The following is a 24,557-nucleotide window of genomic DNA, read 5'->3' as shown; positions in this document are numbered from 1 at the left end:
GTTCCGTCAGTGGGGAGTCGCTACTTTAGCCGCGCGGCAGCGCACGTGCCAAGGCAGGTTCGCCCGGATGCGCGTCAGCGCTGCGCCAGCCATGCGTCGACCCGCGCGAGCGCGCCGCGCAGCGCCTCGAACAGCGCCGCGTTGCCGGCGAGCGAGCCCCACAGCGCGCGGCTCGCGCCCAGCGCGACGACCGGGTCGTCGGCTTCGGCGATCGCCCGCGCGGCGCCGTCGTCCATCACGCCGTCCTGGTACGCATACGGCAGCAGGCCGCGCGCCCAGCGTTCGAGAAAGCGCAGGAACAACGCGGGCAGCACCGCGGTGGCCACCGGCGCCGCGCCGCGTGCGAACGATTCGACGAGCGTCGGCGCGATGAAGCCGGGGATCTTCGAGAAGCCGTCGGCCGCGACGCGCTGGTTGGTGTCGAGCACGTACGGGTTGCCGAAGCGTTCGAGCACGACGTCGCGGTAGCGCGCGAGATCGAGCGGGCTCGGGCTCAGGCACGGGATCACGTCCTGCGTCACGTAGTCGTGCGCGAAGCGGCGGATCGCCGCGTCGTGCGTGCCTTCGTGAATGTAGGTGTAGCCCGCGAGCGTGCCGGCCCACGCGATGCAGCTGTGCGTCGCGTTGAGGATGCGGATCTTCGCTTCCTCGTACGGGTGCACGTCGTCGACGAGTTCGGCGCCGGCCAGTTCCCAGCGCGGCCGGCCGGCCGCGAAGCGGTCCTCGATCACCCACTGGATGAACGATTCGCCCATCACCGGGCACGCATCGTCGATGCCGGTGGCCGCGCGCACGCGTTCGCGCACGTCGGCGGTCGGGCGCGGCGTGATGCGGTCGACCATCGCGCTCGGCGTCGCGACGTGCGCGTCGAACCACGCGAGAAGGGCCGTTTCGCCGCGCCGTTCGAGAAATTCGCGCATCCCCGCGCGAAAGCGCGCGCCGTTGTTGCGCAGGTTGTCGCAGCTCTGCAGCGTGAGCGGGCCCGCGCCGCGCTTCACGCGTTCGGCGAGCAGCGCCGCGAGCGCGCCGTACAGCGTCGTGCGCGCGCCCTGCAGGTCGGCCGCCAGATCGGCGTTCGCGACGTCGAGCCGGTTGTGTTCGTCGAGGTAGTAGCCGCCTTCGGTGACGGTGAACGACACGATCCGGCAGGCCGGATCGGCGCCGGCGTCGACCAGCGCGGCGAGGTCGATCGACCACGGCAGCACGCGCGTGATCGCGCGGATCGTCTCGTACGCACGCTCGCCTTGCGGCGTGACGGTTTCGAGCGTGTAGGCGCCGTGCTGTGCGGCGAGCGCGTCCATCGTCGCGCGCATGTCGTCGCGGATGTTGCCGACGGTCAGCGACCAGCGTTCGTCGGCCGGGACGGCCGCGTTCACGCGATGCAGATACCACGCCTGGTGCGCGCGGTGAAACGAGCCAGCGCCGATGTGCAGCAGCACGGGCGCGCGGGCGGAGGGCGATTCGCTCATCCGTTGTCTCCTGTTCGTGCCAGTCTTCTCAGTCGAATACGATCATTTGCTCTTTATGTGAGCGAATGATCGTATTCGGGCGAGCGAAAGTCAAGGCGGGGAAACGGCATTTCGATGGTGCACTGCGGCGGCGCGGGCACGGCGCGGGAGCCGCGCGCGCAAAGGGCCGGATGGGAAAACGGTGTCGGCGGCGTGCGGCCGCATGAAGGCAGGGGGCGGCCCGCACGTCGTCGTGACGGCGGGCGCATGACGGGCGTTACAGCGTGGTGCGCACGTGCCAGAGTTCGGGGAACAGCACGACGTCGAGCATCTTGCGCAGGTACGGCGCGCCGCTCGTGCCGCCCGTGCCCTGCTTGAAGCCGATGATGCGCTCGACCGTCGTCACGTGACGGAAGCGCCACTGGCGGAACGCATCCTCGAGATCGACGAGTTCCTCCGCCATCTCGTACAGCTCCCAGTGCTGCTGCGGGTGGCGATACACCTCGAGCCATGCGGCTTCGACCGTCTCGTCGTGCCGTGTCGGCTGCGTCCAGTCGCGATCGAGCCGTTGCGCCGCGATCGGGAACCCGCGCCGCGCGAGCAGGCGCACGACTTCGTCGTAGAACGACGGCGCTTCGAGCGTCGCGCGCACTTGTTCGAGGAGGTCGGGCCGGTGCGCATGCGGCTGCAGCATCTGCGCGTTCTTGTTGCCGAGCAGAAATTCGAGCTGGCGATACTGGTACGACTGGAAGCCCGACGACTGGCCCAGGTACGGGCGCATCGCCGAGTATTCGGATGGCGTCATCGTCGACAGCACGTTCCACGCCTGCACCAGTTGCTCGAGGATGCGCGACACGCGCGCGAGCATCTTGAACGCGGGCGGCAGCGCGTCGGTGCGCACCGCGTCGAGCGCGCCGCGCAGCTCGAACAGCGCGAGCTTCATCCACAGCTCGCTCGTCTGATGCTGGATGATGAACAGCATCTCGTTGTGATCGGGCGACAGCGGATGTTGCGCATCGAGGATCGAATTCAGCGACAGGTAGTCGCCATAGCTCATCGACTTCGAGAAATCGAGTTGCGCGTTGTGCCAGCCGGCATCGCCGGGCACGTGCGGCGCTTCGTGCGCGGCCGGTGCCGGTTGGGGGGCGCGTGCGCCCGAGAACGGGCAGCCTGCCGGCGCGTCGCCGCCGGGTGGCTGCATATGACCAGAATTCACGACTCTCTCCAGATTTGAATGACGAACGCGCGGCGCGCGCCGGGTAATGACGGTCAGGTCACCGCGCCGCGTTCGGCGAACTCGGGCGCCTTCCACGCGTCGGTGGCGAGGATGTCGCGCAGCGTTTCGACGGCGTCCCACACGTCGGCGAAGCGCGTATAGAGCGGCGTGAAGCCGAAGCGCAGCACGTACGGCTCGCGGTAGTCGCCTATCACGCCGCGCGCGATCAGCGCCTGCATCACTTCGTAGCCGTGCGGATGTTCGAAGCTCGCCTGCGAGCCGCGCTGGTGATGCGCGCGCGGCGTGACGAGCTTCAGCGACAAGCCCGCGCAGCGTGCTTCGACGAGCGCGATGAACGCATCGGTCAGCGCGAGCGACTTGCGGCGGATCGCCTGCATGTCGGTCTGCAGGAACACGTCGAGCCCGCATTCGACCATCGACATCGACACGATCGGCTGCGTGCCGCACAGGAAGCGCGCGATGCCCGGATCGGGCGCGAAGCCCGGCTGCATCGCGAACGGCGCGCGGTGGCCCCACCAGCCGGACAGCGGCTGCGAGAAATGCGCGTGATGGCGCTGCGGCACCCATACGAACGCGGGCGAGCCCGGGCCGCCGTTCAGGTACTTGTACGTGCAGCCGACCGCGCCGTCCGCGCGCGCGCCGTTCAGGTCGACCGGCACCGCGCCGGCCGAGTGCGCGAGATCCCACAGCATCAGCGCGCCCGCGTCGTGCACGAGCTGCGTGACGGCCGGCATGTCGTGCATGTAGCCGGTGCGGTAGTTCACGTGCGTGATCATCGCGACGGCCGTGTCCGCGCCGAGCGCGGCCGGCAGGTCGGCCGGATCGTCGATCAGGCGCAGCTCGTAAGCGCCGCCGAGCTGTTCGATCAGCCCCTGCGCGATATACAGGTCGGTCGGGAAGTTCGAGCGTTCCGACACGATCACGCGGCGTTCGGGCGCGCGCCCGGCCTGGTGGCGCAGCATCGCCGACAGCAGCTTGAACAGGTTGATCGAGATGGTATCGGTGACGACCGTTTCGCCGGGCGCGCCGCCGATCAGCGTCGCGAGCTTGTCGCCGAGACGGCGCGGCAGCGCGAACCAGCCGGCCGTGTTCCAGCTGCGGATCAGGCCTTCGCCCCATTCGGCGCCGATCACCTGCTGCGCACGCGCGGCCGACGCGCGGGGCTGCGCGCCGAGCGAGTTGCCGTCGAGGTAGATCACGCCGTCGGGCAGCGAGAACTGGTCGCGCAGCGGGGCAAGCGGGTCGTCGCGGTCGAGCGCGAGCGCGTCTTCACGGGTCTTGATCATGATGTGGGGTCGTGGGTCGGGGTAATCAGGAAGCATGCGCGGGCAGCGCGCGCAGCACCGCGCGCACGGGGCTCGCGTCGAGCGTCGCGAATTTCAGCGGCAGCGCGATCAGTTCGTAGTCGCCGGGCGGCACGTCGTCGAGCACGATGCCTTCGAGGATCGCCATCCGGTGCGCGCGCACGCGGTGATGCGCGTCCATCGTCTTCGATTCCTGCGGGTCGAGCGACGGCGTATCGATGCCGATCAGCTTCACGCCGCGGGCGGCGAGCAGGTCGACGGCCGCGGGCGCGACCGCGCAGAAATCGCTGTCCCACTGCTCGACGCTGGCGCGCGCACAGGTGCGCAGCAGCACGCGCGGCGGCACGCCGTCGAGCGCGGCCGCGATGTCGGCCGGCTGCACGACCGGCGATGCGCCGATGCAATGGATCACGCGGCACGGGCCGAGATAGGTGGCGAGCGGCACGGCGCCGATCGGCGCGCCGTCGGCGTCGTAATGCAGCGGCGCATCGCAGTGCGCGCCGGTGTGCGGCGACAGCGTCACGCGCGCGACGTTGACCGGCGAGCCGGCTTCCATCCGCCATACGCGTTCGACGGAAACCGGCGTATCGCCCGGCCACACGGGCGTGGCGGGGCTGACAGGCGGCGAGATGTCCCAGAGGGTGTCCATGGCATGACGAATCGGTGAGTCGATGCTTCGAATGATAGGTGGACGCTCGCAGAAAGTGCTTGCGAAATAAACATGGACAATCCGCCGGATTGGCAGATAATTCGACTGAGAGGGAAAACGGGGACCAAAAATGCACGCGATCACGCTCGATGCCACCGACTGCCGGATTCTGGCGGTACTGCAGGAGGAGGGCAGAATCAGCAATCTCGACCTGGCGGAACGCATTTCGCTTTCGCCGTCCGCCTGCCTGCGCCGCATGCGCCTGCTCGAGGAGCAGGGCGTGATCGAGCACTATCGCGCGTGCCTGAGCCGCGAGAAGCTCGGCTTCGAGCTCGAGGCGTTCGTACAGGTGTCGATGCGCAACGAAGAGAATCAATGGCACGAGCGCTTCGCGGAAGCGCTGCGCGAATGGCCGGAGGTGGTCGGCGCGTTCGTCGTGACCGGCGAGAGCCACTATCTGCTGCGCGTGCTCGCGCACAACCTCAAGCACTATTCGGATTTCGTGCTGAACCGGCTCTACAAGGCGCCGGGCGTGATGGACATCCGTTCGAACATCGTGCTGCAGACGCTGAAGGATGAAGCCGGCGCGCCGGTCGGGCTGGCGCGCACGGGGGCGATCAAAGCGGTGTGAGGCCGTGGAAGCCGCCGCCGTGGAACACCAGCGGCGGGGTCGCGTCCGATACCGCACGCACGCCGCAGCGTTCGACTTCGCCGACGAAGATCACGTGATCGCCTTCGTCGTAACGGCTGCGGTTGTGACATTCGAACCACGCGAGCGCGCCGTCGAGCACCGGCATCCCCGAGTTGCCGGCCGCATGCGCGATCCCTTCGAAGCGGTCGCCCTTGTAGGTCGAGAAGCGCTTGCACAGGTCGAGCTGCGACGCCGCGAGCACGTTCACCACGTAATGACTGTTGCCGCGGAACACGGGCGTCGACGCCGATTTGTGCGCGAGACTCCACAGCACCAGCGGCGGATCGAGCGAAACCGAGTTGAACGAGCTCGCGGTGATGCCGATCAGCTGCCCGGACGGTGCGCGCGTCGTGATCACCGTCACGCCCGTCGCGAACTGGCCGAGTGCCTGCCGGAAGGCGGTCGCGTCGAAATCCGGCGGGTTGGCGCGGCTCATCGGGCCACCATCCGGAACGAGACAGGCAGGCGCGGCGCGACGCGGGTGGCGCGGGCACGGCGGACGAAAGGCGACAAGGCGGTCGATTGGGAAGGGGTGCGCATGGCCCGATTTTAGCGGAATCGGGGCTGGCGGGCCCGGCCGGACGGCGCATCGCGGGGGCAGGGTGGCATAGCGAACACTGCGTCGCGCGGCGGGATGCGCTGCCGCGGGCGGGCGGCCTGGCCGTCGTGCCCGTTCGGGTGCCGCGCCGGCGCATCCCGCCGGCCGTCGCTCCCGCGCTATCGCGCCGCCGCCAGTCCGAGCGACAGCGCACCCGTCACGATCAGGCTCGATGCCCACACGGCATCGAGATTGAACCAGCTCCGCGACACGAACTTCAGCCCGAGATAGCGGTACACGAGCCATGCGAGCCCGCCGCCCGCGGCGATCATCGCGGCCGCGTGCACGGCCGCGACGACGAGTGCCATCCCGAGATGCGCATCGACGAGCACGGTCGCGGCGCGGTGGCCCGCATCGCGGTCGAAGCCGCACAGCCCGAGGTAGACCGGCACCAGCATCAGCCCCGCGCCGTGCGCGATCGCGACCGCGAACGACCACAGGCCGAGTCGCGCCGGCGGGATTCGCGCGAGCGCGCGCGGGTGCCGGCGCCGGATCAGCAGCACGGCGCCGAAGCCGATCACGAGCGCGCTCGCGCCGATCCGGATCGCCGACTGCCACGCGAGCAGCGCGGCGAGCAGCCCGAACGGCAGCATCACCGCGAAGACCGCGAGCGCATGGCCGAGCGCGAGATAGCCGAGCGCCGCGACGAGCGCGGTGCCGCGGCGCGTCATCAGCGCGTTCGATACCGCGAGCGGCCAGCCCATCGCGGGATTGAGCCCGTGATAGACGCCGCTCGCGAGCACGGCCGCCCACAGGGCGACCTGCGCGTGCAGGCCGGCGTTCAACGCCTGACCGACGGATAGCAGAACGAGTCGGTCGAGCAGTCGCCGCCTTCGAGCCGGATCTGGTGCGCGCGATAGCCGTCGGGGAATTCGACCCAGTAGTCGTCGGCGAGCGTCAGCCCGCCGTCCGGCCCCGCATGCGCGAGCACCTGCGCGCCCGGCACGCCGTCCGGATAGAACTGGTCGTCCCACGTCGAATACAGCGAATTGGTCCAGTACACGCGCCGGCCGTCGCGGCTGATCTCGACCATCTGCGGGCCGCCTGCGAACCGGCGGCCGTTCGTGTGCGGCGCACGGCGCGCGATGCCGCCGATGCGTACCGACCCCGCGAGCACCGGATTGTGCGGATCCGACACGTCGTACTGGCGCATCTCGCCGGTGCCCCAGCACGACACGTACAGGAAGCGGTCGTCGAGCGACAGGTCGATGTCGGTCACGAGCGGCGGCACCGCGCCGAATCCCTGCAGCAGCGGCGGCAGCTCATCGGCCGTGGCCGGCTCGGCGGGAATCGTCGCGGTCTTCTTCACATGGAACTTGCCGTCCTCACGCCACCAGGTCCAGATCGAGCCTTCGAGGTTGGTCGTGTCGACCACGACGCCGACGAACCCGTATTCGCGCGCCGGGTCGTGCGCGGGCCGTACCTCCAGCGCCATCTGGTGCTGCGCGCCGAGATCGATCGTCTGCACGTTGCGCCGCGCGCGCAGGTCCCAGAAATGCAGCCGGTGCCCGTACTTGTTCGCGAGCAGGTCCTCGGGGACGATGCCGTTCTCGAACTGCGGCGGCAGCGCCCATTCGCTCGACACCATGTAGTCGCGCGGCAGGTTCCACCAGAAGTCGTAGTGCTTGTCCTGCGAGCCGCGGTCGATCTCCCAGCGGCCGAGCACGTCGAACGTCTCGCAATCCATGATGAAGATGCCGGGCGCGCCGTCGGTGCCGTCCTTGCCCGCGCCGCCGAGCGTGCTCACGTAGATGCCTTCGGGGCCGCAATGCACGGTGTGCGGGCGCGAGTAGCCGGTCTTCGCGAAGATCTCGTCGGGCTCGATGATCTTGTGGATGCGCGCCTGCGTCGGGTGCGGTTTCGTATCGATCACGTAGATGCGCGACGAGCGCAGGCCCGGGATGATCAGGAAGCGGCGCTCGAGGAACGCATGGCCGGTCAGCGGCGACAGCGACGACGAGCACGCATTCCAGCCGAAGTGGTGAAACTCGTCGCCGGTGTTCGGCATCGTCACCGTATGCACGATTTTTCCGTAGGTCGGCGATCCGGGCTTCACGTCGATCACGGCGAGCGCGTCGGGTCTGGAAAAATCGGGGCTCAGCAACAACGTATAGGCAAATTCCTCCGCCGGCGCCTGCATCGCAAGCTCGGGTGAAGCATGAAACGTCGGGTCAGGCCGCATGCTCATGGTGATGCCCTCTCGATGGGTTCGGATCGTGAACGCACGGCCGTTCGTTGCGGGCGTGCGGGTCGGGATGGCCGCGCGGCGCGCATCGTGCCGGCGGATGCGATCGGCAGGCGGACGCACGTGTCGGTGCCACGCGCGTTGCCATGCATCAGATCGTGAAAGCGGGGAAAGCCGGTAAAGGCAATACGCGGGAGCGCCGCGCCGGGGGCGGGACGGACGCGTGGCCTGGCGTTGGTACGGTTGAAGCGGCGGCCCGCGGCGCGACAGCGGCCACGCGGGCGATGCAGGCGATGCAGGCGAATTCTGTTAAGGCGTGCATATCGATGTTCCGGCAGATGATGTTTGCATCAGGGTCGGGCATGCATCGGGCGCTGCGTGCGCGGCGACGGGTTTGCCGCCGCTCGCGCGTGCCTCAGTGTAGACGAGAAACGTGCGGCGAGTCGCGCGCGGCACCTGTGCAATCTGCCAGGTTCGCGCGCGAGTGAGATACTTGCCGGAGTGTCGCCGTGCCCCGCATCGCGGGCCGCGCGGCGGCGGGATGGAACGGCGGCAGCCGGCACGGGCGTGCCGCGGCCGTCATCAACGAGGGTCTGAATTCATGGGGAACGAGATGCTTGAAACCGCGACTTTGGGAGGCGGGTGTTTCTGGTGCACGGAGGCCGTGTTTCTCGACGTCGACGGCGTGACGGCCGTCCAGTCGGGTTATGCGGGCGGCCATACGCGCAATCCGGGCTACCGCGACATCTGCGAAGGCGACACGGGCCACGCGGAAGTCGTCAACGTGACGTTCGATCCGGCGCGCATCGCGTATCGCGAGATCCTCGAGATCTTCTTCGCGACGCACGATCCGACCCAACTGAACCGGCAGGGCAACGACGTCGGCACGCAGTACCGGTCGGTCGTGTTCACGCATTCGGATGCGCAGCGCGACACGGCGCTCGACGTGATCCGCGAACTCGAGCGCGAGCAGGTGTTCGGCCAGCCGATCGTCACGCAGGTCGTGCCGCTCGACGGCAACTACTGGCCGGCCGAGGACTATCACCAGAACTATTACGCGCGCAACCCGGGGCAGGGCTACTGCTCGGTCGTGATCGGGCCGAAGCTCGCGAAATTCCGGCAGAAGTTCTCACACCGGCTGAAGTCGCTGCGCGGCGCGTAAGCGGGTAGCCGGCCGGGCCGGGCGTTACGCCCCCTCCGTTACGCCGCCTCGTTGCGCCACTGCGCGCACGCGGCGGCGATTTCGCGCGCGAGCGCGATGCATGACAGCGGCGCGGAGCCTTCCGCCTTGTTGTTGATCGTGATGATCACCGGCTGCCCGGCCAGCGCGTAGCGCGCGGCCAGTTCGGCGAGCGCCGAGCGCGTGGCCGGATCCTCGTCGACGAGTTTGTCGAACGGCTCGTATTTCGCTTTCGCCTGTTCGTACTTGAAGCCGCCGTGCAGGCTCCAGCGCACGATCAGCGGGCCCGGTGCGTCGCCGTCGAGCAGCGCGAGCGCGGCGGCTTGGCGCAGCGGGTCGGGCATTCGCGCGTGCAGCCCGACGCAGTAGCGCACGCCGAGCGACGCGAGCGCGCGGATGAAGCGCGGCGTGAGCAGGCTCGCGTCACGGATCTCGATCGCATAACGCGGGCCGTCGGCTGCCGGCGCGAGCGGCGGGAGCGCCGCGAAGAACGCGGTCAGCCGGTCGATCAGCGCGGCCGGTTCGGCAAGCAACGGGTCGGGCAGCGGCGAGAACTGGAACACGAGCACGCCGGCTTTCCGGCCGAGCCCTTCGAGGCATGGCTGCACGAATTCGCGGGTCGCGAGCGCGGCGTCGAGGAAGGTCGGGTTCGGTCCCGACGGTTCGCCGCGGCGGCCGCGGATCACCGCGTCGGTCACCGAGGCCGGCGCCTTCACGACGAAGCGGAAGTCGTCGGGCACCTGCTGCGCGTAGCGCAGGTAGTCGGCCACCGACAGCGGGCCGTAGAACGACCGGTCGAGGCTCACGCTCCTGAGGAGCGGATGCGCGCCGTACGCTTCGAGCCCTTCGCGCGACAGCTTCGTCTGCGCGAAATCGCCGTCGTAGACGATGCCGTTCCAGCCGGGGAAATACCACGACGACGTGCCGAGCCGGACGTTCGGCGGCAGGCCGGCCGCGGCGTCGGCAACGTCCGCCGAGATCGGCGCGGGCAGCACGCCGCGCTTGCGCCGGCCCTTCTTCGGCGGCGCGGCGGGCGGCGACGGTTCGTCCCACAGCAGCCCCGAGGACGGTGCCGGTTCGTCGTCGGCCGCGCGGGAGGGGGCCCTGGCACGCGGTGCCGGCGGCGCTTCGTCCTGCGCCTGCGGCGTCACGGGGTCATCGGTGCGGGCGGGGCGGGGGTCGTCAGTGGGTGACGGCGACGCGCGTGCCGCGTCCGCCGGCACGCCGAACAGGTCGAATTGCCCGTCGGCGTGCGACCCGTCCGTGTCGTCGCGCTGCTGTCGTTCCGGCGGCGTCTTGCGCCGCGTCCTGCCGTCACCCATGCATGCCCAGCGTGAAGCGCCGCCTAGCGCGGCAGCGCGTGTTCGTACATATAGCGCCGCGACCACGGCAGCGTTTTCGCGCTGCGTCCGGCCTTGCGGCACACGATCTGGAAGATCGACACGTCGTCGTGCTCGAATGCATACGCGCAGCCGGCAAGATACACGCGCCAGATGCGGAATTTTTCGTCGTCGACGAGGGCTTTCGCCTGGTCGGCCTTCGCCTCGAAGTTTTCCGTCCAGATGTCGAGCGTGCGCGCATAGTGCCGGCGCAGGCTTTCGACGTCAACCGCTTCGAGCCCGCCGCGCTGCGCCGCTTCGAGCGCGAGGCTGATGTGTGGCAGCTCGCCGTCCGGGAACACGTAGCGGTCGATGAATTCGCCGCCGCCGAGCGCCGTCTCGCCGCTTTCCGCGTCGGTCGACGTGATCCCGTGGTTCATCGCGATGCCGTCGTCGGCGAGCAGGTCATGGATGCGCGAGAAGTAGAGCGGCAGGTTCTTGCGGCCGACGTGCTCGAACATCCCGACGCTCGTGATGCGGTCGAACTGGCCTTCGATCTCGCGGTAATCCTGCAGACGAATCTCGATCCTGTCTTCCAGCCCCGCGGCCTTTACACGCGCGGTCGCCAGGTCGAACTGGTTCTGCGACAGCGTCACGCCGAGACACGTCGCGCCGAACTTCTGCGTGGCGCGCAGCACGAGCGCACCCCAGCCGCAGCCGATGTCGAGCAGGCGCTGGCCGGGCTCGAGCTGGATCTTCGTCAGGATGTGGTCGATCTTCTTGATTTGCGCGGTGGCGAGATCCTCGTCGCCGTTCTCGAAGTACGCACACGAGTACACCATGTTCTCGTCGAGCCACAACTGGTAGAACGCGTTCGAGACGTCGTAGTGGTACTGGATCGCCTTCTTGTCGGTACTCTTCGAATGATTGAAGTAGCGTTTCACGCGCGCGAGCTTGCTCGCGCTCGTCACGGTGCTGCGGGCGAGCGAGTAGCCGATGTTGATGATGTCCGACAGCTTGCCTTCGATGTCGATCTTGCCCTTCACGTACGCCTCGCCGAGATTGTCGAGGCTCGGTTCGAGCAGCAGCGGCAACGCCGACGCGCTGTTTACCTTCAGCGTGACCTGCGGTGCGCTGAAGGTGCCGAAATCGAGTTGCTCGCCGTTCCACAGCACGAGGCGCGCCGGTATGTTCGCTTTCGCCCGTACTTCGTCCGCCCACTGTGCCAGCTTCTTTTCCCAGAACATTTGGATTCTCCGTTTGTTCGTTGAATCGAATACAGCCAAGTATCTTGACCGGCGCCCGCCGCTTGCGAAGCGGGCGCCCGGATGCAACACGAGACACGACCGGCGTGCGCCGGCGCCGCGCTTACGGCGACAGGCGCGAGATCGTCCAGCCCGCCGCCGTCGAGGCGTCGCGCGTATAGAGCAGGCGGTCGTGCAGCCGCGACGGGCGCCCTTGCCAGAACTCGATCGAGTCGGGCACGAGGCGGTAGCCGCCCCAGTGCGGCGGGCGCGGCGGGTTGTCGCCGTAGCGTTCGCTGACGGCCTGTTCGCGCGCTTCGAGCGTCGCGCGGCTGTCGATCACGGTGCTCTGGTCGGACGCCCATGCGCCGATGCGCGAGCCGAGCGGGCGCGACGCGAAATAGCGGTCGCTTTCTTCCGCACTGGTTTTCTCGATCCGGCCTTCGATGCGCACCTGGCGTTCGAGCTCGATCCAGTAGAACAGCAGCGCGGCTTGCGGATGCACGGCGAGATCGTGCCCCTTGCGGCTTTCGTAATTGGTGAAAAAGACGAACCCGCGCTCGTCGACGCCCTTGATGAGCACGATCCGCGCCGACGGCCGGCCGTCGGCGCCGACGGTCGCGAGCGTCATCGTGTTCGGCTCGGGCAGCTTGGCGGCGAGCGCCTCCTTGAACCAGCGATCGAACTGGGCGAAAGGGTTGGGGGCGGCATCGGCTTCGTCGAGCGAAGCGCGTGAATAGTTGATGCGGAGATCGGCGAGAGTCGTCATGTTATGCAAACGCTTCAATCTGGGGCCAGTATAGCGAACGCGCGGGAATCGTGCGTGCACAGTGGCGCGTGCGAGCGGGGAGTTCAGGCAAAATAGAGGGCTGCACGACTTACGTTTTCCTTGCTGCCATGTCCGCTGCCGACGCTGCCCCGCCCAGTTCTTCTGATCTTACCCCGACCCCGCAAATCCAGCTTGACGTGGATCGCGCGCGGCGCTTCGGCGGCGTCGCGCGCCTGTACGGCGCGCCGGCGGCCGCCGCGTTCGAGCGCGCGCACGTCGCGGTGATCGGCATCGGCGGCGTTGGGTCGTGGGTGGCCGAGGCGCTCGCGCGCAACGCGGTCGGCACGCTGACGCTGATCGATCTCGACAACGTCGCGGAAAGCAATACGAACCGGCAGATCCACGCGCTCGACGGCAATTACGGCAAGCCGAAGGTCGACGCGATGGCCGAGCGGATCGCGTTGATCGATCCCGCGTGCCGTGTGAACCGGATCGAGGATTTTGTCGAGCCCGACAACTTCGACGCGCTGCTCGGCGGCGGCTTCGACTACGTGATCGATGCGATCGACAGCGTGCGCACGAAGGTCGCGCTGATCGCATGGTGCGTCGCGAAGCGGCAGCCGCTGATCGTCGTCGGCGGCGCGGGCGGCCAGCTCGACCCGACGCGCATCCGCATCGACGATCTCGCGCTGACGATCCAGGATCCGCTGCTGTCGAAGGTGCGTGCGCAGTTGCGCAAGCAGCACGGTTTTCCGCGCGGGCCGAAGGCGCGTTTCAAGGTCAGCGCCGTGTATTCGGACGAGCCGCTGATCTATCCGGAAGCGGCCGCGTGCGACCTCGAGGACGGTGCCGAGCCGTCCGCGGCTGCGCATGTCGCGGGGCTCAACTGCGCGGGATTCGGCTCGAGCGTGTGCGTGACCGCGAGCTTCGGGTTCGCGGCCGCCGCGCATGCGCTGCGCGCGATCGCGGCGCGGGCCGCCGGCTGAGCGAGCGACGCGCGCGCATCGACGATTGAGGGTGCGGCGCGAGTCGTGCGCCGCAAGCGATCCGGCGTCGGGCCGGGCCGTGGCGGCCCGGCTGAATCGCCGTATCGGGTCAGTTGAGCGCCATGCTCAGCTTGCGTCGCCACCCGGCGACGAGATCGGGGCGATCGCCGGCCAGCTCGAACACCGAGATCAACGTGCGGCGGCCGAGATCGTCGCCGTATGCGCGGTCGCGCTTGACGATTTCCAGCAACTGCTCCACCGCGCCTTCGTACGCGCGCCGCGCGATCAGGCTCTGCGCGAGGTCGAAGCGCGCGTCGAGGTCGGCCGGGTTCGCCGCGATGCGGGCTTCGAGCGCGTCGGTCGGCGGCAGGTCGGCCGTGGCGTCGAGCGCGTCGAACCGGGTCTTGATCGCCTGGTAGCGCGGATCGCCGTTCTGCACCGTTTGCGGCGACAGGCGCTCGGTCTCGGCACGCGCGGCGTCGACCTGGTTGTGCGCGAGCAGCAGTTCGATCAGGTCGAGGCGCGCGTCGTCGAAGCCGGGGTTCAGCGCGAGCGCCGCTTCGAGGTGCGTGAGCGCATCGTCGTAGCGCTGCTCGGCGATCGCGTATTGCGCGGCGCGGCGCTCGGCTTCCTCGGGCGCCGGCAGCAGCCGGTCGAGGAACGCGCGCAACTGGCCTTCGGGCAGGACGCCGACGAATTGATCGACCGGGCGGCCGTCGGCGAACGCGATCACGTGCGGGATGCTGCGCGTCTGGAAGTGCGCGGCCAGTTCCTGGTTCTCGTCGACGTTGACCTTCACGAGCTTCCAGCGGCCTTCGTAGTCGGCTTCGAGCTTTTCCAGCAGCGGGCCGAGCGTCTTGCAGGGGCCGCACCACGGCGCCCAGAAGTCGACCAGCACGGGCGTGTCCAGCGACGCCTCGATGACGTCTTTCTCGAAAGTGGCAAGCGTGGTGTCCATGTCGTTCTCTTCGGTTCGAATATCGTCAGGATGGGGGCGGCGCGCCCCTTTTTCAACGCGGCTTCGGCTCGGGCAGCGGAATCCACTCGGTCTCGCCCGGCACCTTGCCCAGTTCCTGGCGCGTCCACGCTGCTTTCGCGCGCTCGATCGCGTCGCGGCTGCTGGCGACGAAATTCCACTCGATGAAGCGTTCGCCGTCGATCCTGTCGCCGCCGAGCAGCATCGCGCGCGCGCCGCTGCCGCTCGTCAGCGTGACCGTGGCGCCCGGCGCGAGCACGGCCATCTGTTCGGCCGGCACCGGCGTGCCGTCGATCGCGAGCTCGCCGTCGACCACATAGACCGCGCGCTCCTCGTGCGACGCATCGAGTTCGAGCCGGCCGCCGGCCGCGAATTCGGCCGCGACGTACAGCGTGCGCGAGAACGTCGTGACGGGCGAGCGCAGCCCGAATGCGTCGCCGGCGATCACCGTCAGCGCCACGCCGTCTTCGTTGCGCTTGGGCAGCGTGTCGGCCGCATGGTGCTCGAACGACGGCTCGGTCGTCTCGTGCGCCTGCGGCAGCGCGACCCAGGTCTGGATGCCGTGCACCGTATGGCCGCTGGCGCGCTGCGCATCGGGCGTGCGTTCGGAGTGCACGATCCCTCGGCCGGCCGTCATCCAGTTCACGTCGCCCGGCACGATTTCCTGCAGCGAGCCGAGGCTGTCGCGGTGCAGGATCGCGCCGTCGAACAGGTAGGTGACGGTCGCGAGCCCGATGTGCGGATGCGGGCGCACGTCGAGCCCCGTGCCGGCCGACAGCGTGGCCGGCCCCATGTGATCGAAGAAGATGAACGGGCCGACGAGACGCGCGGCGAGTGCGGGCAGCGTGCGGCGCACCTGCAGGTTGCCGATGTCGCGCACGTGCGGCTTCAGCAGGGCTTTGATCGAGTCGGTCATGGCGGCTCCAGTGGGGCGGCGGGGGATGCCGGTCATTGTACTGGGCGCCCGCCGTCGATTCCATGCGCGCCGCGCGGGTATCGGGCCGCGCGGCGAAACCCGGTAGACTGACGCGCTTCTCGGGAAAACGCCGGGCCGCCCCAGGTTTTCCCGACCCCCTCGGGGGCTGGCGCGAAGCGACAGGACGGGGGCTTTGCACAACGATTCGAATCGAGGAGACGCCGATGATGGCCCCGAAGGACTTGCTGCTCGCGCTGGTCGTGATCCTTGCGTGGGGTGTGAACTTCGTCGTGATCAAGGTCGGCCTGCACGGGATGCCGCCGATGCTGCTCGGTGCGCTGCGCTTCACGCTCGCGGCCGTGCCCGCGGTGTTCTTCGTGCGCCGGCCGCGGATTCCGTGGCGCCTGCTGGTGTTGTACGGCGCGACGATCCAGCTCGGCCAGTTCGTGTTCCTGTTCACCGGCATGTACGTCGGCATGCCGGCCGGCCTCGCATCGCTCGTGCTGCAGTCGCAGGCGTTCTTCACGCTCGTGTTCGCGATGCTGTTTCTCGGCGAGCGGCTCCGTGTGCAGAACCTGGTCGGGCTCGCGATCGCCGCCGGCGGGCTCGTCGTGATCGCCGCACAGGGCGGCCGCGCGATGACGCTCGCGGGCTTCCTGCTGACGATCTGCTCGGCCGCGATGTGGGCGTTCGGCAATATCGTCACGAAGAAGGTCGGGAAGGCGAACCTCGTGTCGCTCGTCGTGTGGGCGAGCCTCGTGCCGCCCGTGCCGTTCTTCCTGCTGTCGCTGTGGTTCGAGGGGCCGCAGCGCATCGCGACCGCGCTCGCCGGGCTCGACCGCGCATCGATCTTCGCGGTCGTCTATCTCGCGTTCGTCGCGACGCTGCTCGGCTACGGGCTGTGGAGCCGCCTGCTGTCGCGTTACCCGGCCGCGCAGGTCGCGCAGTTCTCGCTGCTGGTGCCGGTCGTCGGGCTCGCGTCGTCGGCGCTGCTGCTCGACGAACATCTGACGCGCACGCAGCTGATCGGCACCGTGCTCGTGATGGGCGGGCTCGCCGTGAACGTGTTCGGCGGGAAAGTGCTGAGCCGCTTCGCGGCGTCGTGACGCGCCGGCACGCCACGCGTGCCGGCGGCAGGGAAGGGGCGGCCGTCAGGCCATCCGGTTCTTCGCGAGCGGCGGATTCGCGGCGAAGTAACGCTTGATGCCGCGGAAGATCGCGTCGGCCATCTCGTCGCGATAGCTGTCGTCGTTGAGCCTGCGCTCTTCGTCGGGGTTGCTGATGAACGCGGTCTCGACGAGGATCGACGGAATGTCGGGCGCCTTCAGCACCGCGAACCCGGCCTGCTCGACCGAGCCCTTGTGCAGCTTGTTGATGCCGCCGACTTCCTTCAGCACGTAGTTGCCGTAGCGCAGCGAGTCGCGGATCTGCGCGGTCGTCGACATGTCGAACAGCGCGCGGTTCACGGCCGCGTCCGCCGTCTTGATGTTGATGCCGCCGATCAGGTCCGACGAGTTCTCCTTGTTCGCCATCCAGCGCGCCGCGGCGCTCGTCGCGCCGTGGTCGGACAGCGCGAACACCGACGAGCCGCGCGCGGACGGCGTCGTGAACGCGTCCGCGTGGATCGATACGAACAGGTCGGCGCCGACGCGGCGCGCCTTCTGCACGCGCACGTTCAGCGGTACGAAGAAGTCGGCGTCGCGCGTCATCATCGCGCGCATGTTCGGCGCGCCGTCGATCTTCGCGCGCAGCTTCTTCGCGATATCGAGCGCGATGTGCTTCTCGTACGTCCCGGCGCCGCCGATCGCGCCCGGATCCTCGCCGCCGTGGCCCGGATCGATCGCGACCGTCAGCAGGCGCACCGTGCCGCCCTTGCCGGATTTCGGCGCGGTGAACTTGTAGGTGTCGCCGTCGTCGTCGCTGTCGTCGCGGCGCGCGATGACGGGCGGCGGCTTGACGGCCGGCTTCGGCGGTGTCGAAGGCGTGCCGGCGGCCGGCGGCGTATGCGGCGCGGCCGGCGTGTTCTGCGCGAAACGCTGGAAGAACGCGTCGCTGTTGTCGCCCGTGGAGGGCGGCGTGCCGGGGCCGGACAGCGTGGTCGGCGGTTGCATCTGCTGCGCGCGCGTCGTGTCGTTGAGCGCCTGCTCCTTGCGTTCCGTCTGCGCGATCAGGTCGGACAGCGGATCGGGCGCGACGGCCGGATACAGGTCGAACACGAGCCGGTACTTGTAGGTGCCGACGGGCGGCAGCGTGAACACCTGCGGCTTCACCGAGCCCTTCAGGTCGAACACCATCCGCACGACGTGCGGCTGATACTGGCCGACCCGCACCGACTGGATCTGCGGGTCGTTCGGCGCGATCTTCGACACGAGGTCGCGCAGCGCCTGGTCGAGATCGAGGCCGGTCAGGTCGACGACGAGACGGTCGGGACCCTGCAGCAGCTGTTGGCTATTCTGCAGCGGCTGGTCGGATTCGATCGTGACGCGCGTGTAATCGCGCGCGGGCCACACGCGCACGCCGAGCACCGACGACGCGTGCGCGAGCCGCGGCGCGACGAGACCGAGCACCAGCGTCGACGCACCCGCGCGCAGGATCTGGCGGCGCCGCCAGTTGTGCGTCGCGGTGGCCGCCGATTCGATCGAGCGGAACGGTTTGATCAACATCTTTCGAGACATGCCTTTCCTGAAGCGCTGTACGCCCGGACGGTGAGGGCGCGGCCGTCGCCATCCACGTCGAGCGAGAAAACCAGATCGGGCACGCCGAGCAGGGCGCCCGCCTGTTGCGGCCATTCGACGAGGCAGATCGCGCTCGAATTGAAATATTCGCGAAAGCCTGCGTCGGACCATTCGGCCGGATCGTTGAATCGATACAGATCGAAGTGATAGACCTCGAGTTCCCCATCGCTGCGTTCGAGCGCGTACGGCTCGACGAGCGTGTAGGTCGGGCTGCGCACGCGGCCCTGATGGCCGAGGCCGCGCAGGATCGCGCGCACGAGGGTCGTCTTGCCCGCGCCGAGATCGCCGACCAGCTGGATCTGGAGCCCGTCGAACGCATGCGCGCGATCGAGCGCGATGCGCGCCGCGTCGAGCGCGTGCGCGAAGCGGGTGCCGAATGCCTCGGTCGCCGCTTCGTCGGCGAGTGCGATCACGCGCTCCGCGAGCGGGGCGGGCAGCGTGGTGGCGTGAGGCGTATGGGACGTGGCTGGCATTCTCGTAAAATAGTGCGATGAACCGATTACCGGAACTCGCCGCATCCGACAGGCCTTCGACTCGTGCCGAAGGCGCGGCGCCGTGCGCGCTCGACGATGCGGCGTTGACTGCGCTCGCCGCGCGCATCAGGGCGTGGGGGCGCGAATTGGGTTTCGGGGCGATCGGCATCAGCGATACCGATCTCTCGGATGCCGAAGCAGGCCTCGCCGCCTGGCTGGAAGCCGGATACCACGGCGAAATGGATTATATGGCGAAACATGGGATGAAACGCGCGCGCCCGGCCGAACTTGTGGCCGGTACGCGACGCGTGATTTCCGTGCGGCTCGCCTATTTGCCGGCCGAAACGCTCGCCGGCGATGCGCGCGGCGGCGCGCCCGGCGCGCTCGTGCCGCACGACTGGCGCGCCCGCGAGCGCGCCCGGCTCGATGATCCGCAGGCGGCCGTCGTGTCGATCTATGCACGCGGCCGCGATTATCACAAGGTGCTGCGCAACCGGCTGCAGACGCTCGCGGAGCGCATCGAGCACGAGATCGGCGCGTTCGGCTACCGCGTGTTCACCGATTCGGCGCCGGTGCTCGAGGTCGAACTCGCGCAGAAGGCCGGCGTCGGCTGGCGCGGCAAGCACACGCTGCTGCTGCAGCGCGATGCCGGTTCGCTGTTCTTCCTCGGCGAGATCTACGTCGACCTGCCGCTACCGACCGACGCGCACACGGCGCCCGACGCCGCGCCCGAGACGCCCGGCGCGCACTGCGGCAGCTGTACGCGCTGCATCGACGCATGCCCGACCGGCGCGATCGTCGAGCCGTATCGCGTCGATGCGCGCCGCTGCATCTCGTACCTGACGATCGAACTGAAAGGCAGCATCCCCGAAGCGCTGCGGCCGATGATCGGCAATCGCGTGTACGGCTGCGACGACTGCCAGCTCGTCTGCCCGTGGAACAAGTTCGCGCAGGCCGCGCCCGTCGCCGATTTCGACGTGCGGCACGGTCTCGACCGCGCGACGCTCGTCGAGCTGTTCGCGTGGGATGCGGACACGTTCGATACGCGGATGCAGGGCAGTGCGATCCGGCGCATCGGTTATGAAAGCTGGCTGCGCAATCTCGCGGTCGGGCTCGGCAATGCGCTGCGCGCGGGCGCGGACCGGCTCGCGCCGCCGGCGCGCGACGCGATCGTCGCCGCGTTGCGCGCGCGGGCCGACGATCCGTCGCCGGTCGTGCGCGAGCATGTCGAATGGGCGCTGCGTGCCGCGTGAAGGCAGCGTAAAGTGTCGTCGGCGCGCGGCAGCGACGCGCGCATTCATCGGCCAGGAGAGGGCAATGTTCAACGCAGTCATCGACGCGCCGTTCGGCAAGGTCGGCATCCGCACGGACGCCGCGGTGGTGCGCGAGATCGTCTATCTGCCCGAATCGGTGAAGTCGGTCGATCCGGACTCGCCGCTCGCGAAGCGTGCGGTCAAGCAGATCGAACGTTATTTCGAGCGTGCGTCGGCGCGCTTCGACCTGCCGCTCGCCGAAGTCGGCAGCGCGTTCCAGCACCGCGTGTGGGACGTGATCAGCGATATCCCGCCCGGCATGGTGCTGACCTACGGCCAGGTCGCGAAGCGGATCGGCAGTGCGCCGCGCGCGGTCGGCCAGGCGTGCGGCGCGAACTACTTCCCGCTCGTGATCCCGTGCCATCGCGTCGTCGCGGCGGGCGGCCTCGGCGGCTTCGCGAACCACGACGACAACGGTTATTACCAGAAAGTGAAGCGCTGGCTGCTGGCGCACGAAGGCGTGCCGTACTGATGAGCGAACCCCTGATGACTTCCGACGCCGACGGCGAGGTCGCCGCGGCCTCGCCCGCGCTGCACGCGAGCCGCGCGTCGATCGACGTGTTCTGCGATGCGCTGTGGCTCGAGCACGGGCTGGCGCGCAATACGCTCGACGCCTACCGGCGCGATCTGGTGCTGTTTTCACAATGGCTGGCCGAGACGCACGACGCGCCGCTCGACAAGGCCGACGAGGCGATGGTGACGGGCTACATCGCCGCGCGCAGCGACGGCAAGGCGACGTCGTCGAACCGGCGGCTGTCGGTGTTCCGTCGCTATTACGGGTGGGCCGTGCGCGAGCATCGCGCGAGCGCTGACCCGACGCTGCGGATCACATCCGCGAAACAGGCGGCGCGGTTTCCGTCGACGTTGTCCGAGGCGCAGGTCGAGGCGCTGCTCGGCGCCCCCGACACCGGCACGCCGCTCGGCCTGCGCGATCGCACGATGCTGGAACTGATGTACGCGAGCGGGCTGCGCGTGAGCGAGCTCGTGACGCTGAAGACCGTCGAGGTCGGCCTGAACGAAGGCGTCGTGCGCGTGATGGGCAAGGGTTCGAAGGAGCGGCTCGTGCCGTTCGGCGAAGTGGCGCACGGCTGGATCGAGCGTTACCTGCGCGACGCGCGGCCGGCGCTGCTCGGCGCGCGCGCGGCCGATGCGCTGTTCGTGACCGCGCGCGGCGACGGGATGACGCGCCAGCAGTTCTGGAACATCATCAAGCGTCACGCGCGGCAGGCCGACGTGCGCGCGCACCTGTCGCCGCACACGCTGCGGCACGCGTTCGCGACGCACCTGCTGAACCACGGCGCCGACCTGCGCGTCGTGCAGATGCTGCTCGGCCACAGCGACATCTCGACCACGCAGATCTACACGCACGTCGCGCGAGAGCGGCTGAAGACGCTGCACGCGCAGCACCACCCGCGCGGCTAGCGCGCGGTGCGTGCCGCCAGGCGCGCCGGCCGGCGTCAGGCCAGGTCGCGCAGCTTGTGTTTCAGCACCTTGCCGGTCGACGCGGCCGGCAGCGCGTCGAGCACGCGGATGCGGGCCGGGCGCTTGTAAGGCGTGAGCCGCTCCGCGCACCACGCGTGCAGCACCGCTTCGTCCGCACTCGCGCCCGGCACCAGCTCGACGAACGCCAGCACTTCCTCGTTGCCTTCGACCGCGCGGCCGATCACGGCCGCCTGCACGACGTCCGGATGGGCGTTCAGCACCTGCTCGACCTCGACCGGATACACGTTGAAACCCGACCGGATGATCAGCTCCTTGCTGCGGCCCGCGATCGTCACCGCGCCGTCGGCCCCCTGCCGCGCGAGATCGCCGGTGCTCAGCCAGCCGTCCGGCGACACGGCCGCCCGCGTCGCGTCCGCGTTGCGGTAGTAGCCGAGCATCACGTTCGGCCCGCGCACGCGAATCTCGCCGACGTCGCCCGGCGGCACGTCGGTGCCGTCCGGCGCGACGATCCGCAGCTCGACGCCCGGAATCGGCACGCCGACCGAACCGTCGGCGCGCGGCGCGTCGAGCGGCGTCTGCGTGATCGTCGGGCTGCTTTCGGTCATCCCGTAGCCGTTGTGGAGCGGCAGGCCGTACTGGCGCTCGACGCGCGCCTTCAGGTTCGCGTCGAGCGGCGAGCCGCCCGAATACGCGAAGCGCAGGCGCGGCGCGTGCCACGCGTGGCCATGCGTGTGCAGATGTTCGAGGAGCTTCGCGTGCATCGCGGGCACGCCCTGGAAGATCGTGACGCCTTCGTCGGCGAGCGCGACGCGCACGGCTTCCGGCGAGAAGCGCGGCGCGAGCCGCAGCGTCGCGCCGGCGTAAAGGCTGCCGAGGCAGACCGACGCGAGCCCGTACACGTGCGACACGGGCAGCACCGTGTAGACGACGTCGTCGGGCGACACGCGGCGCAGCGCGCTCGATGTAGCCGCGATGAACAGCAGGTTGCGGTGCGACAGCATCACGCCCTTCGGCGTGCCAGTCGTGCCGGTCGTATAGATCAGCGCCGCGCATTGCGCGGCGCTGTCGGCGGCGACCGGTTCGGCGGGCGCGCCTGCGTCGACGCGATACGACCACGCGCCGATGTCGACCGGCAGCGCGCCGGCGGGCGTCGCGCCGAGCCGCGCGGCATGCGCGCGCGCGTCGGGCGATGCGTCGGTCGTGAACGCGACCAGCTTCGGGCGCGCATGCGCGGCGATCGCATCGAGTTCGCCGGCCGACAGCCGCGCGTTCGACACGAGCGCCCATGCGTCGAGGCGGGCGACCGCGAACAGCAGCACGATCTGCGCGACGCAGTTTTCCGCGACGATCATCACGCGGTCGCCGCCTTGCACGCCGAGGCTCGCGAGTCGCGCGGCCGCCGCATCGACGGCCTGCGCCAGCTCGCCGTACGACAGTCGGCGCGCATCCTCGATCAGCGCCGGGTGCGCGGGCGCCTGCGCGGCCCAGCGCGCGGGCACGTCGGCGATGCGGCGCGGCAGCGCGGCGAGCAGGGCGTCGACGTCGAGCGACTCGGATGAACGGATGGGCGAGGGCATGGCGTCTCCAGAAAAGGGGCCGGGCGGCGGCTTGACGATGTTTGCGAACGATCGTGCCATGACGGCGCGCGCGCCACAATCGGCCAATCGGGCAATAGCCCTTCGCGATGTCCGCAATGATGACGGGCGCAATGGCGGCGGCGCAGGCGGCCGCCCGGCGGAAAACGGGCGGCGAGTATACCGTCGGCCGCGCACATCGCCGCCCGCCTGCTGGTCGTTCGCCATTAAAATGCCGCCATGAGCAAATCCAGACACGTGTCCGAAACCCCGGCGACCCAGCTGTTGCGCCGTCATGGCGTCGCGTTCGGCGAGCATCCGTACGACTACGTCGAGCATGGCGGCACCGGCGAATCGGCGCGCCAGCTCGGCGCGGACGAGCACTGCGTCGTGAAGACGCTCGTGATGGAAGACGAGCACGCGAAGCCGCTGATCGTGCTGATGCACGGCGACCGCACCGTGTCGACGAAGAACCTCGCGCGGCAGATCGGCGCGAAGCGCGTCGAGCCGTGCAAGCCGGAGGTCGCGAACCGCCATTCGGGTTATCTCGTCGGCGGTACGTCGCCGTTCGGCACGCGCAAGACGATGCCCGTCTATGTCGAGGCGTCGATCCTCGAGTTGCCGACGATCTACCTGAACGGCGGCCGCCGCGGCTACCTCGTCAGCCTTGCGCCGGCGGTGCTCGTGTCGCTGCTCGGCGCACGGCCCGTGCAGTGCGCGAGCGTCGACTGAGGGTTTCACCTTCGTGGCACCCCGCGCCCGTTCGGTAGAATGGGCGCCGTTTCGGCTCGCCGGCTTGCCGCGCACGGCCGTCCCTTTACCGATACGTTGAAAGAAGAGTCCTCCGCATGCAGATCCTGCTCGCCGCCCTCGTTGCCTACCTGATCGGTTCGGTGTCGTTCGCCGTCGTCGTCAGCGCCGCGATGGGCCTGGCCGACCCGCGCTCGTACGGGTCGAAGAATCCCGGCGCGACCAACGTGCTGCGCAGCGGCAACAAGAAGGCCGCGATCCTGACGCTCGTCGGCGACGCGTTCAAGGGCTGGATTGCCGTCTGGCTCGCGCGGCGCCTGGGCCTGCCCGATGTCGCGATCGCATGGGTCGCGATCGCCGTGTTCCTCGGCCATCTGTATCCGGTGTTCTTCCGCTTCCAGGGCGGCAAGGGCGTCGCGACCGCGGCGGGCGTGCTGCTCGCCGTGCACCCGGTGCTCGGGCTCGCGACCGCGCTGACCTGGCTGATCGTCGCGTTCTTCTTCCGCTATTCGTCGCTCGCGGCGCTGGTGGCGGCCGTGTTCGCGCCGGTGTTCGACGTGTTCCTGTTCGGCACGGGTCACAACCCGGTCGCATGGGCCGTGCTCGCGATGAGCGTGCTGCTTGTGTGGCGTCACCGCGGCAACATTGCGAAGCTGCTCGCGGGGCAGGAGAGCCGGATCGGCGACAAGAAGAAGGCGGCCGCGGACGGCGGCGCGCAGGACGGCGGGCAAGCCTGAGAAAGCGCGGCGGCTGCCGCGGGCCGGGCG

Annotated in this window: 24 protein-coding genes; 9 read left to right on the top strand and 15 right to left on the bottom strand. The window is 69.2% G+C overall.

The features are described 5' to 3' along the window. Positions 1-74: 74 nt before the first annotated feature. The 4 genes from dalD to kynB form a co-directional block, all read right to left on the bottom strand. Positions 75-1,469, bottom strand: coding sequence for a D-arabinitol 4-dehydrogenase (dalD, locus tag WJ12_RS12975; protein WP_034190534.1), 1,395 nt, complete (start codon positions 1,467-1,469; stop codon positions 75-77). A gap of 256 nt (positions 1,470-1,725) precedes the next feature. Next, the gene (gene kynA / locus WJ12_RS12970) at positions 1,726-2,649 is read right to left on the bottom strand and encodes a tryptophan 2,3-dioxygenase (RefSeq protein ID WP_034190535.1); all 924 of its coding nucleotides are present in this window, start codon (positions 2,647-2,649) and stop codon (positions 1,726-1,728) included. A gap of 68 nt (positions 2,650-2,717) precedes the next feature. Further along, complete coding sequence (gene kynU, locus WJ12_RS12965) at positions 2,718-3,971, bottom strand: kynureninase (RefSeq protein WP_034190536.1); 1,254 nt, start codon at positions 3,969-3,971, stop codon at positions 2,718-2,720. A 25-nt stretch (positions 3,972-3,996) separates the two neighbouring features. Beyond that, on the bottom strand, positions 3,997-4,638 hold the full coding sequence (gene kynB, locus WJ12_RS12960) for an arylformamidase (protein WP_059560245.1): 642 nt from the start codon (positions 4,636-4,638) through the stop codon (positions 3,997-3,999). 130 nt (positions 4,639-4,768) lie between these two features. Here kynB and WJ12_RS12955 point away from each other — a divergent pair, with 130 nt between their 5' ends. Further along, positions 4,769-5,269 carry an Lrp/AsnC family transcriptional regulator gene (locus WJ12_RS12955; RefSeq protein ID WP_006477992.1) on the top strand — a complete coding sequence of 167 codons (501 nt, stop codon included), beginning with the start codon at positions 4,769-4,771 and terminating at the stop codon, positions 5,267-5,269. On the opposite strand, the gene WJ12_RS12950 is transcribed toward WJ12_RS12955, so the two are convergent. The 3 genes from WJ12_RS12950 to WJ12_RS12940 form a co-directional block, all read right to left on the bottom strand. Continuing rightward, positions 5,256-5,765, bottom strand: a complete 510-nt coding sequence (locus WJ12_RS12950) for a flavin reductase family protein (protein ID WP_034190538.1) — start codon at positions 5,763-5,765, stop codon at positions 5,256-5,258. The two genes, WJ12_RS12955 and WJ12_RS12950, sit on opposite strands and share 14 nt — an antisense overlap. A 281-nt stretch (positions 5,766-6,046) precedes the next feature. Continuing rightward, the gene (locus tag WJ12_RS12945; protein ID WP_059560248.1) at positions 6,047-6,712 is read right to left on the bottom strand and encodes a hypothetical protein; all 666 of its coding nucleotides are present in this window, start codon (positions 6,710-6,712) and stop codon (positions 6,047-6,049) included. Next, complete coding sequence (locus tag WJ12_RS12940) at positions 6,709-8,115, bottom strand: selenium-binding protein SBP56-related protein (RefSeq protein WP_034190540.1); 1,407 nt, start codon at positions 8,113-8,115, stop codon at positions 6,709-6,711. The genes WJ12_RS12945 and WJ12_RS12940 overlap by 4 nt, the downstream gene beginning before the upstream one ends. Positions 8,116-8,713: 598 nt before the next feature. Between WJ12_RS12940 and msrA the strand changes: the two genes are divergently transcribed. Beyond that, positions 8,714-9,274, top strand: a complete 561-nt coding sequence (gene msrA / locus WJ12_RS12935; RefSeq protein ID WP_034190541.1) for a peptide-methionine (S)-S-oxide reductase MsrA — start codon at positions 8,714-8,716, stop codon at positions 9,272-9,274. A gap of 38 nt (positions 9,275-9,312) precedes the next feature. On the opposite strand, the gene WJ12_RS12930 is transcribed toward msrA, so the two are convergent. From WJ12_RS12930 to pdxH, 3 genes are all read right to left on the bottom strand, one after another. Then, positions 9,313-10,614, bottom strand: coding sequence for a DUF72 domain-containing protein (locus WJ12_RS12930; RefSeq protein WP_034190542.1), 1,302 nt, complete (start codon positions 10,612-10,614; stop codon positions 9,313-9,315). A 23-nt stretch (positions 10,615-10,637) separates the two neighbouring features. Then, positions 10,638-11,858, bottom strand: coding sequence for an SAM-dependent methyltransferase (locus tag WJ12_RS12925; protein ID WP_069245693.1), 1,221 nt, complete (start codon positions 11,856-11,858; stop codon positions 10,638-10,640). A 121-nt stretch (positions 11,859-11,979) separates the two neighbouring features. Then, positions 11,980-12,624, bottom strand: coding sequence for a pyridoxamine 5'-phosphate oxidase (pdxH, locus tag WJ12_RS12920; protein ID WP_049029783.1), 645 nt, complete (start codon positions 12,622-12,624; stop codon positions 11,980-11,982). A gap of 128 nt (positions 12,625-12,752) precedes the next feature. Here pdxH and WJ12_RS12915 point away from each other — a divergent pair, with 128 nt between their 5' ends. Next, complete coding sequence (locus WJ12_RS12915) at positions 12,753-13,610, top strand: tRNA threonylcarbamoyladenosine dehydratase (RefSeq protein WP_034190545.1); 858 nt, start codon at positions 12,753-12,755, stop codon at positions 13,608-13,610. A gap of 109 nt (positions 13,611-13,719) precedes the next feature. Here WJ12_RS12915 and trxA read toward each other — a convergent pair whose 3' ends face one another. Both trxA and WJ12_RS12905 read right to left on the bottom strand, forming a co-directional pair. Then, a complete protein-coding gene (gene trxA, locus WJ12_RS12910) occupies positions 13,720-14,568 on the bottom strand; it encodes a thioredoxin (protein WP_034190546.1) in 849 nt (282 codons plus the stop codon). 52 nt (positions 14,569-14,620) lie between these two features. Further along, on the bottom strand, positions 14,621-15,502 hold the full coding sequence (locus WJ12_RS12905) for a pirin family protein (RefSeq protein ID WP_059560251.1): 882 nt from the start codon (positions 15,500-15,502) through the stop codon (positions 14,621-14,623). A gap of 227 nt (positions 15,503-15,729) precedes the next feature. Between WJ12_RS12905 and WJ12_RS12900 the strand changes: the two genes are divergently transcribed. After that, positions 15,730-16,608: an EamA family transporter gene (locus tag WJ12_RS12900; protein WP_175905825.1), complete on the top strand. Its 879-nt coding sequence runs from the start codon at positions 15,730-15,732 to the stop codon at positions 16,606-16,608. Positions 16,609-16,653: 45 nt separating this feature from the next. Here the strand turns inward: WJ12_RS12900 and WJ12_RS12895 are convergent, their stop codons facing one another. Both WJ12_RS12895 and tsaE read right to left on the bottom strand, forming a co-directional pair. After that, positions 16,654-18,177: an N-acetylmuramoyl-L-alanine amidase gene (locus tag WJ12_RS12895; protein ID WP_059560256.1), complete on the bottom strand. Its 1,524-nt coding sequence runs from the start codon at positions 18,175-18,177 to the stop codon at positions 16,654-16,656. Beyond that, entirely contained in the window at positions 18,159-18,710 is a 552-nt protein-coding gene (gene tsaE, locus WJ12_RS12890) for a tRNA (adenosine(37)-N6)-threonylcarbamoyltransferase complex ATPase subunit type 1 TsaE (RefSeq protein WP_034190550.1), read from the bottom strand. The genes WJ12_RS12895 and tsaE overlap by 19 nt, the downstream gene beginning before the upstream one ends. A gap of 17 nt (positions 18,711-18,727) precedes the next feature. Between tsaE and queG the strand changes: the two genes are divergently transcribed. The 3 genes from queG (at position 18,728) to xerD (ending at position 21,445) form a co-directional block, all read left to right on the top strand. Further along, a complete protein-coding gene (gene queG, locus WJ12_RS12885; protein WP_034190551.1) occupies positions 18,728-19,963 on the top strand; it encodes a tRNA epoxyqueuosine(34) reductase QueG in 1,236 nt (411 codons plus the stop codon). A 64-nt stretch (positions 19,964-20,027) separates the two neighbouring features. After that, a complete protein-coding gene (locus tag WJ12_RS12880; protein ID WP_069245692.1) occupies positions 20,028-20,495 on the top strand; it encodes a methylated-DNA--[protein]-cysteine S-methyltransferase in 468 nt (155 codons plus the stop codon). Next, positions 20,495-21,445: a site-specific tyrosine recombinase XerD gene (gene xerD, locus WJ12_RS12875; protein ID WP_069245691.1), complete on the top strand. Its 951-nt coding sequence runs from the start codon at positions 20,495-20,497 to the stop codon at positions 21,443-21,445. Before WJ12_RS12880 ends, xerD begins: the two co-directional genes overlap by 1 nt. A 35-nt stretch (positions 21,446-21,480) precedes the next feature. Here the strand turns inward: xerD and WJ12_RS12870 are convergent, their stop codons facing one another. Continuing rightward, entirely contained in the window at positions 21,481-23,043 is a 1,563-nt protein-coding gene (locus tag WJ12_RS12870; protein ID WP_069245690.1) for a class I adenylate-forming enzyme family protein, read from the bottom strand. A 237-nt stretch (positions 23,044-23,280) separates the two neighbouring features. Here WJ12_RS12870 and ybaK point away from each other — a divergent pair, with 237 nt between their 5' ends. Together ybaK and plsY are read left to right on the top strand one after the other, a co-directional pair. Next, on the top strand, positions 23,281-23,772 hold the full coding sequence (gene ybaK, locus WJ12_RS12865; protein ID WP_034190555.1) for a Cys-tRNA(Pro) deacylase: 492 nt from the start codon (positions 23,281-23,283) through the stop codon (positions 23,770-23,772). A 116-nt stretch (positions 23,773-23,888) separates the two neighbouring features. Continuing rightward, the gene (gene plsY / locus WJ12_RS12860; protein ID WP_034190556.1) at positions 23,889-24,527 is read left to right on the top strand and encodes a glycerol-3-phosphate 1-O-acyltransferase PlsY; all 639 of its coding nucleotides are present in this window, start codon (positions 23,889-23,891) and stop codon (positions 24,525-24,527) included. Positions 24,528-24,557: the final 30 nt, after the last annotated feature.

It is taken from the genome of Burkholderia seminalis (assembly GCF_001718535.1).
In the GTDB taxonomy this organism is placed as follows: Bacteria; Pseudomonadota; Gammaproteobacteria; order Burkholderiales; family Burkholderiaceae; genus Burkholderia; species Burkholderia seminalis.
Note: the sequence above shows the minus strand (reverse complement) of the source record. Positions and strands in the feature narration are given on the sequence as shown.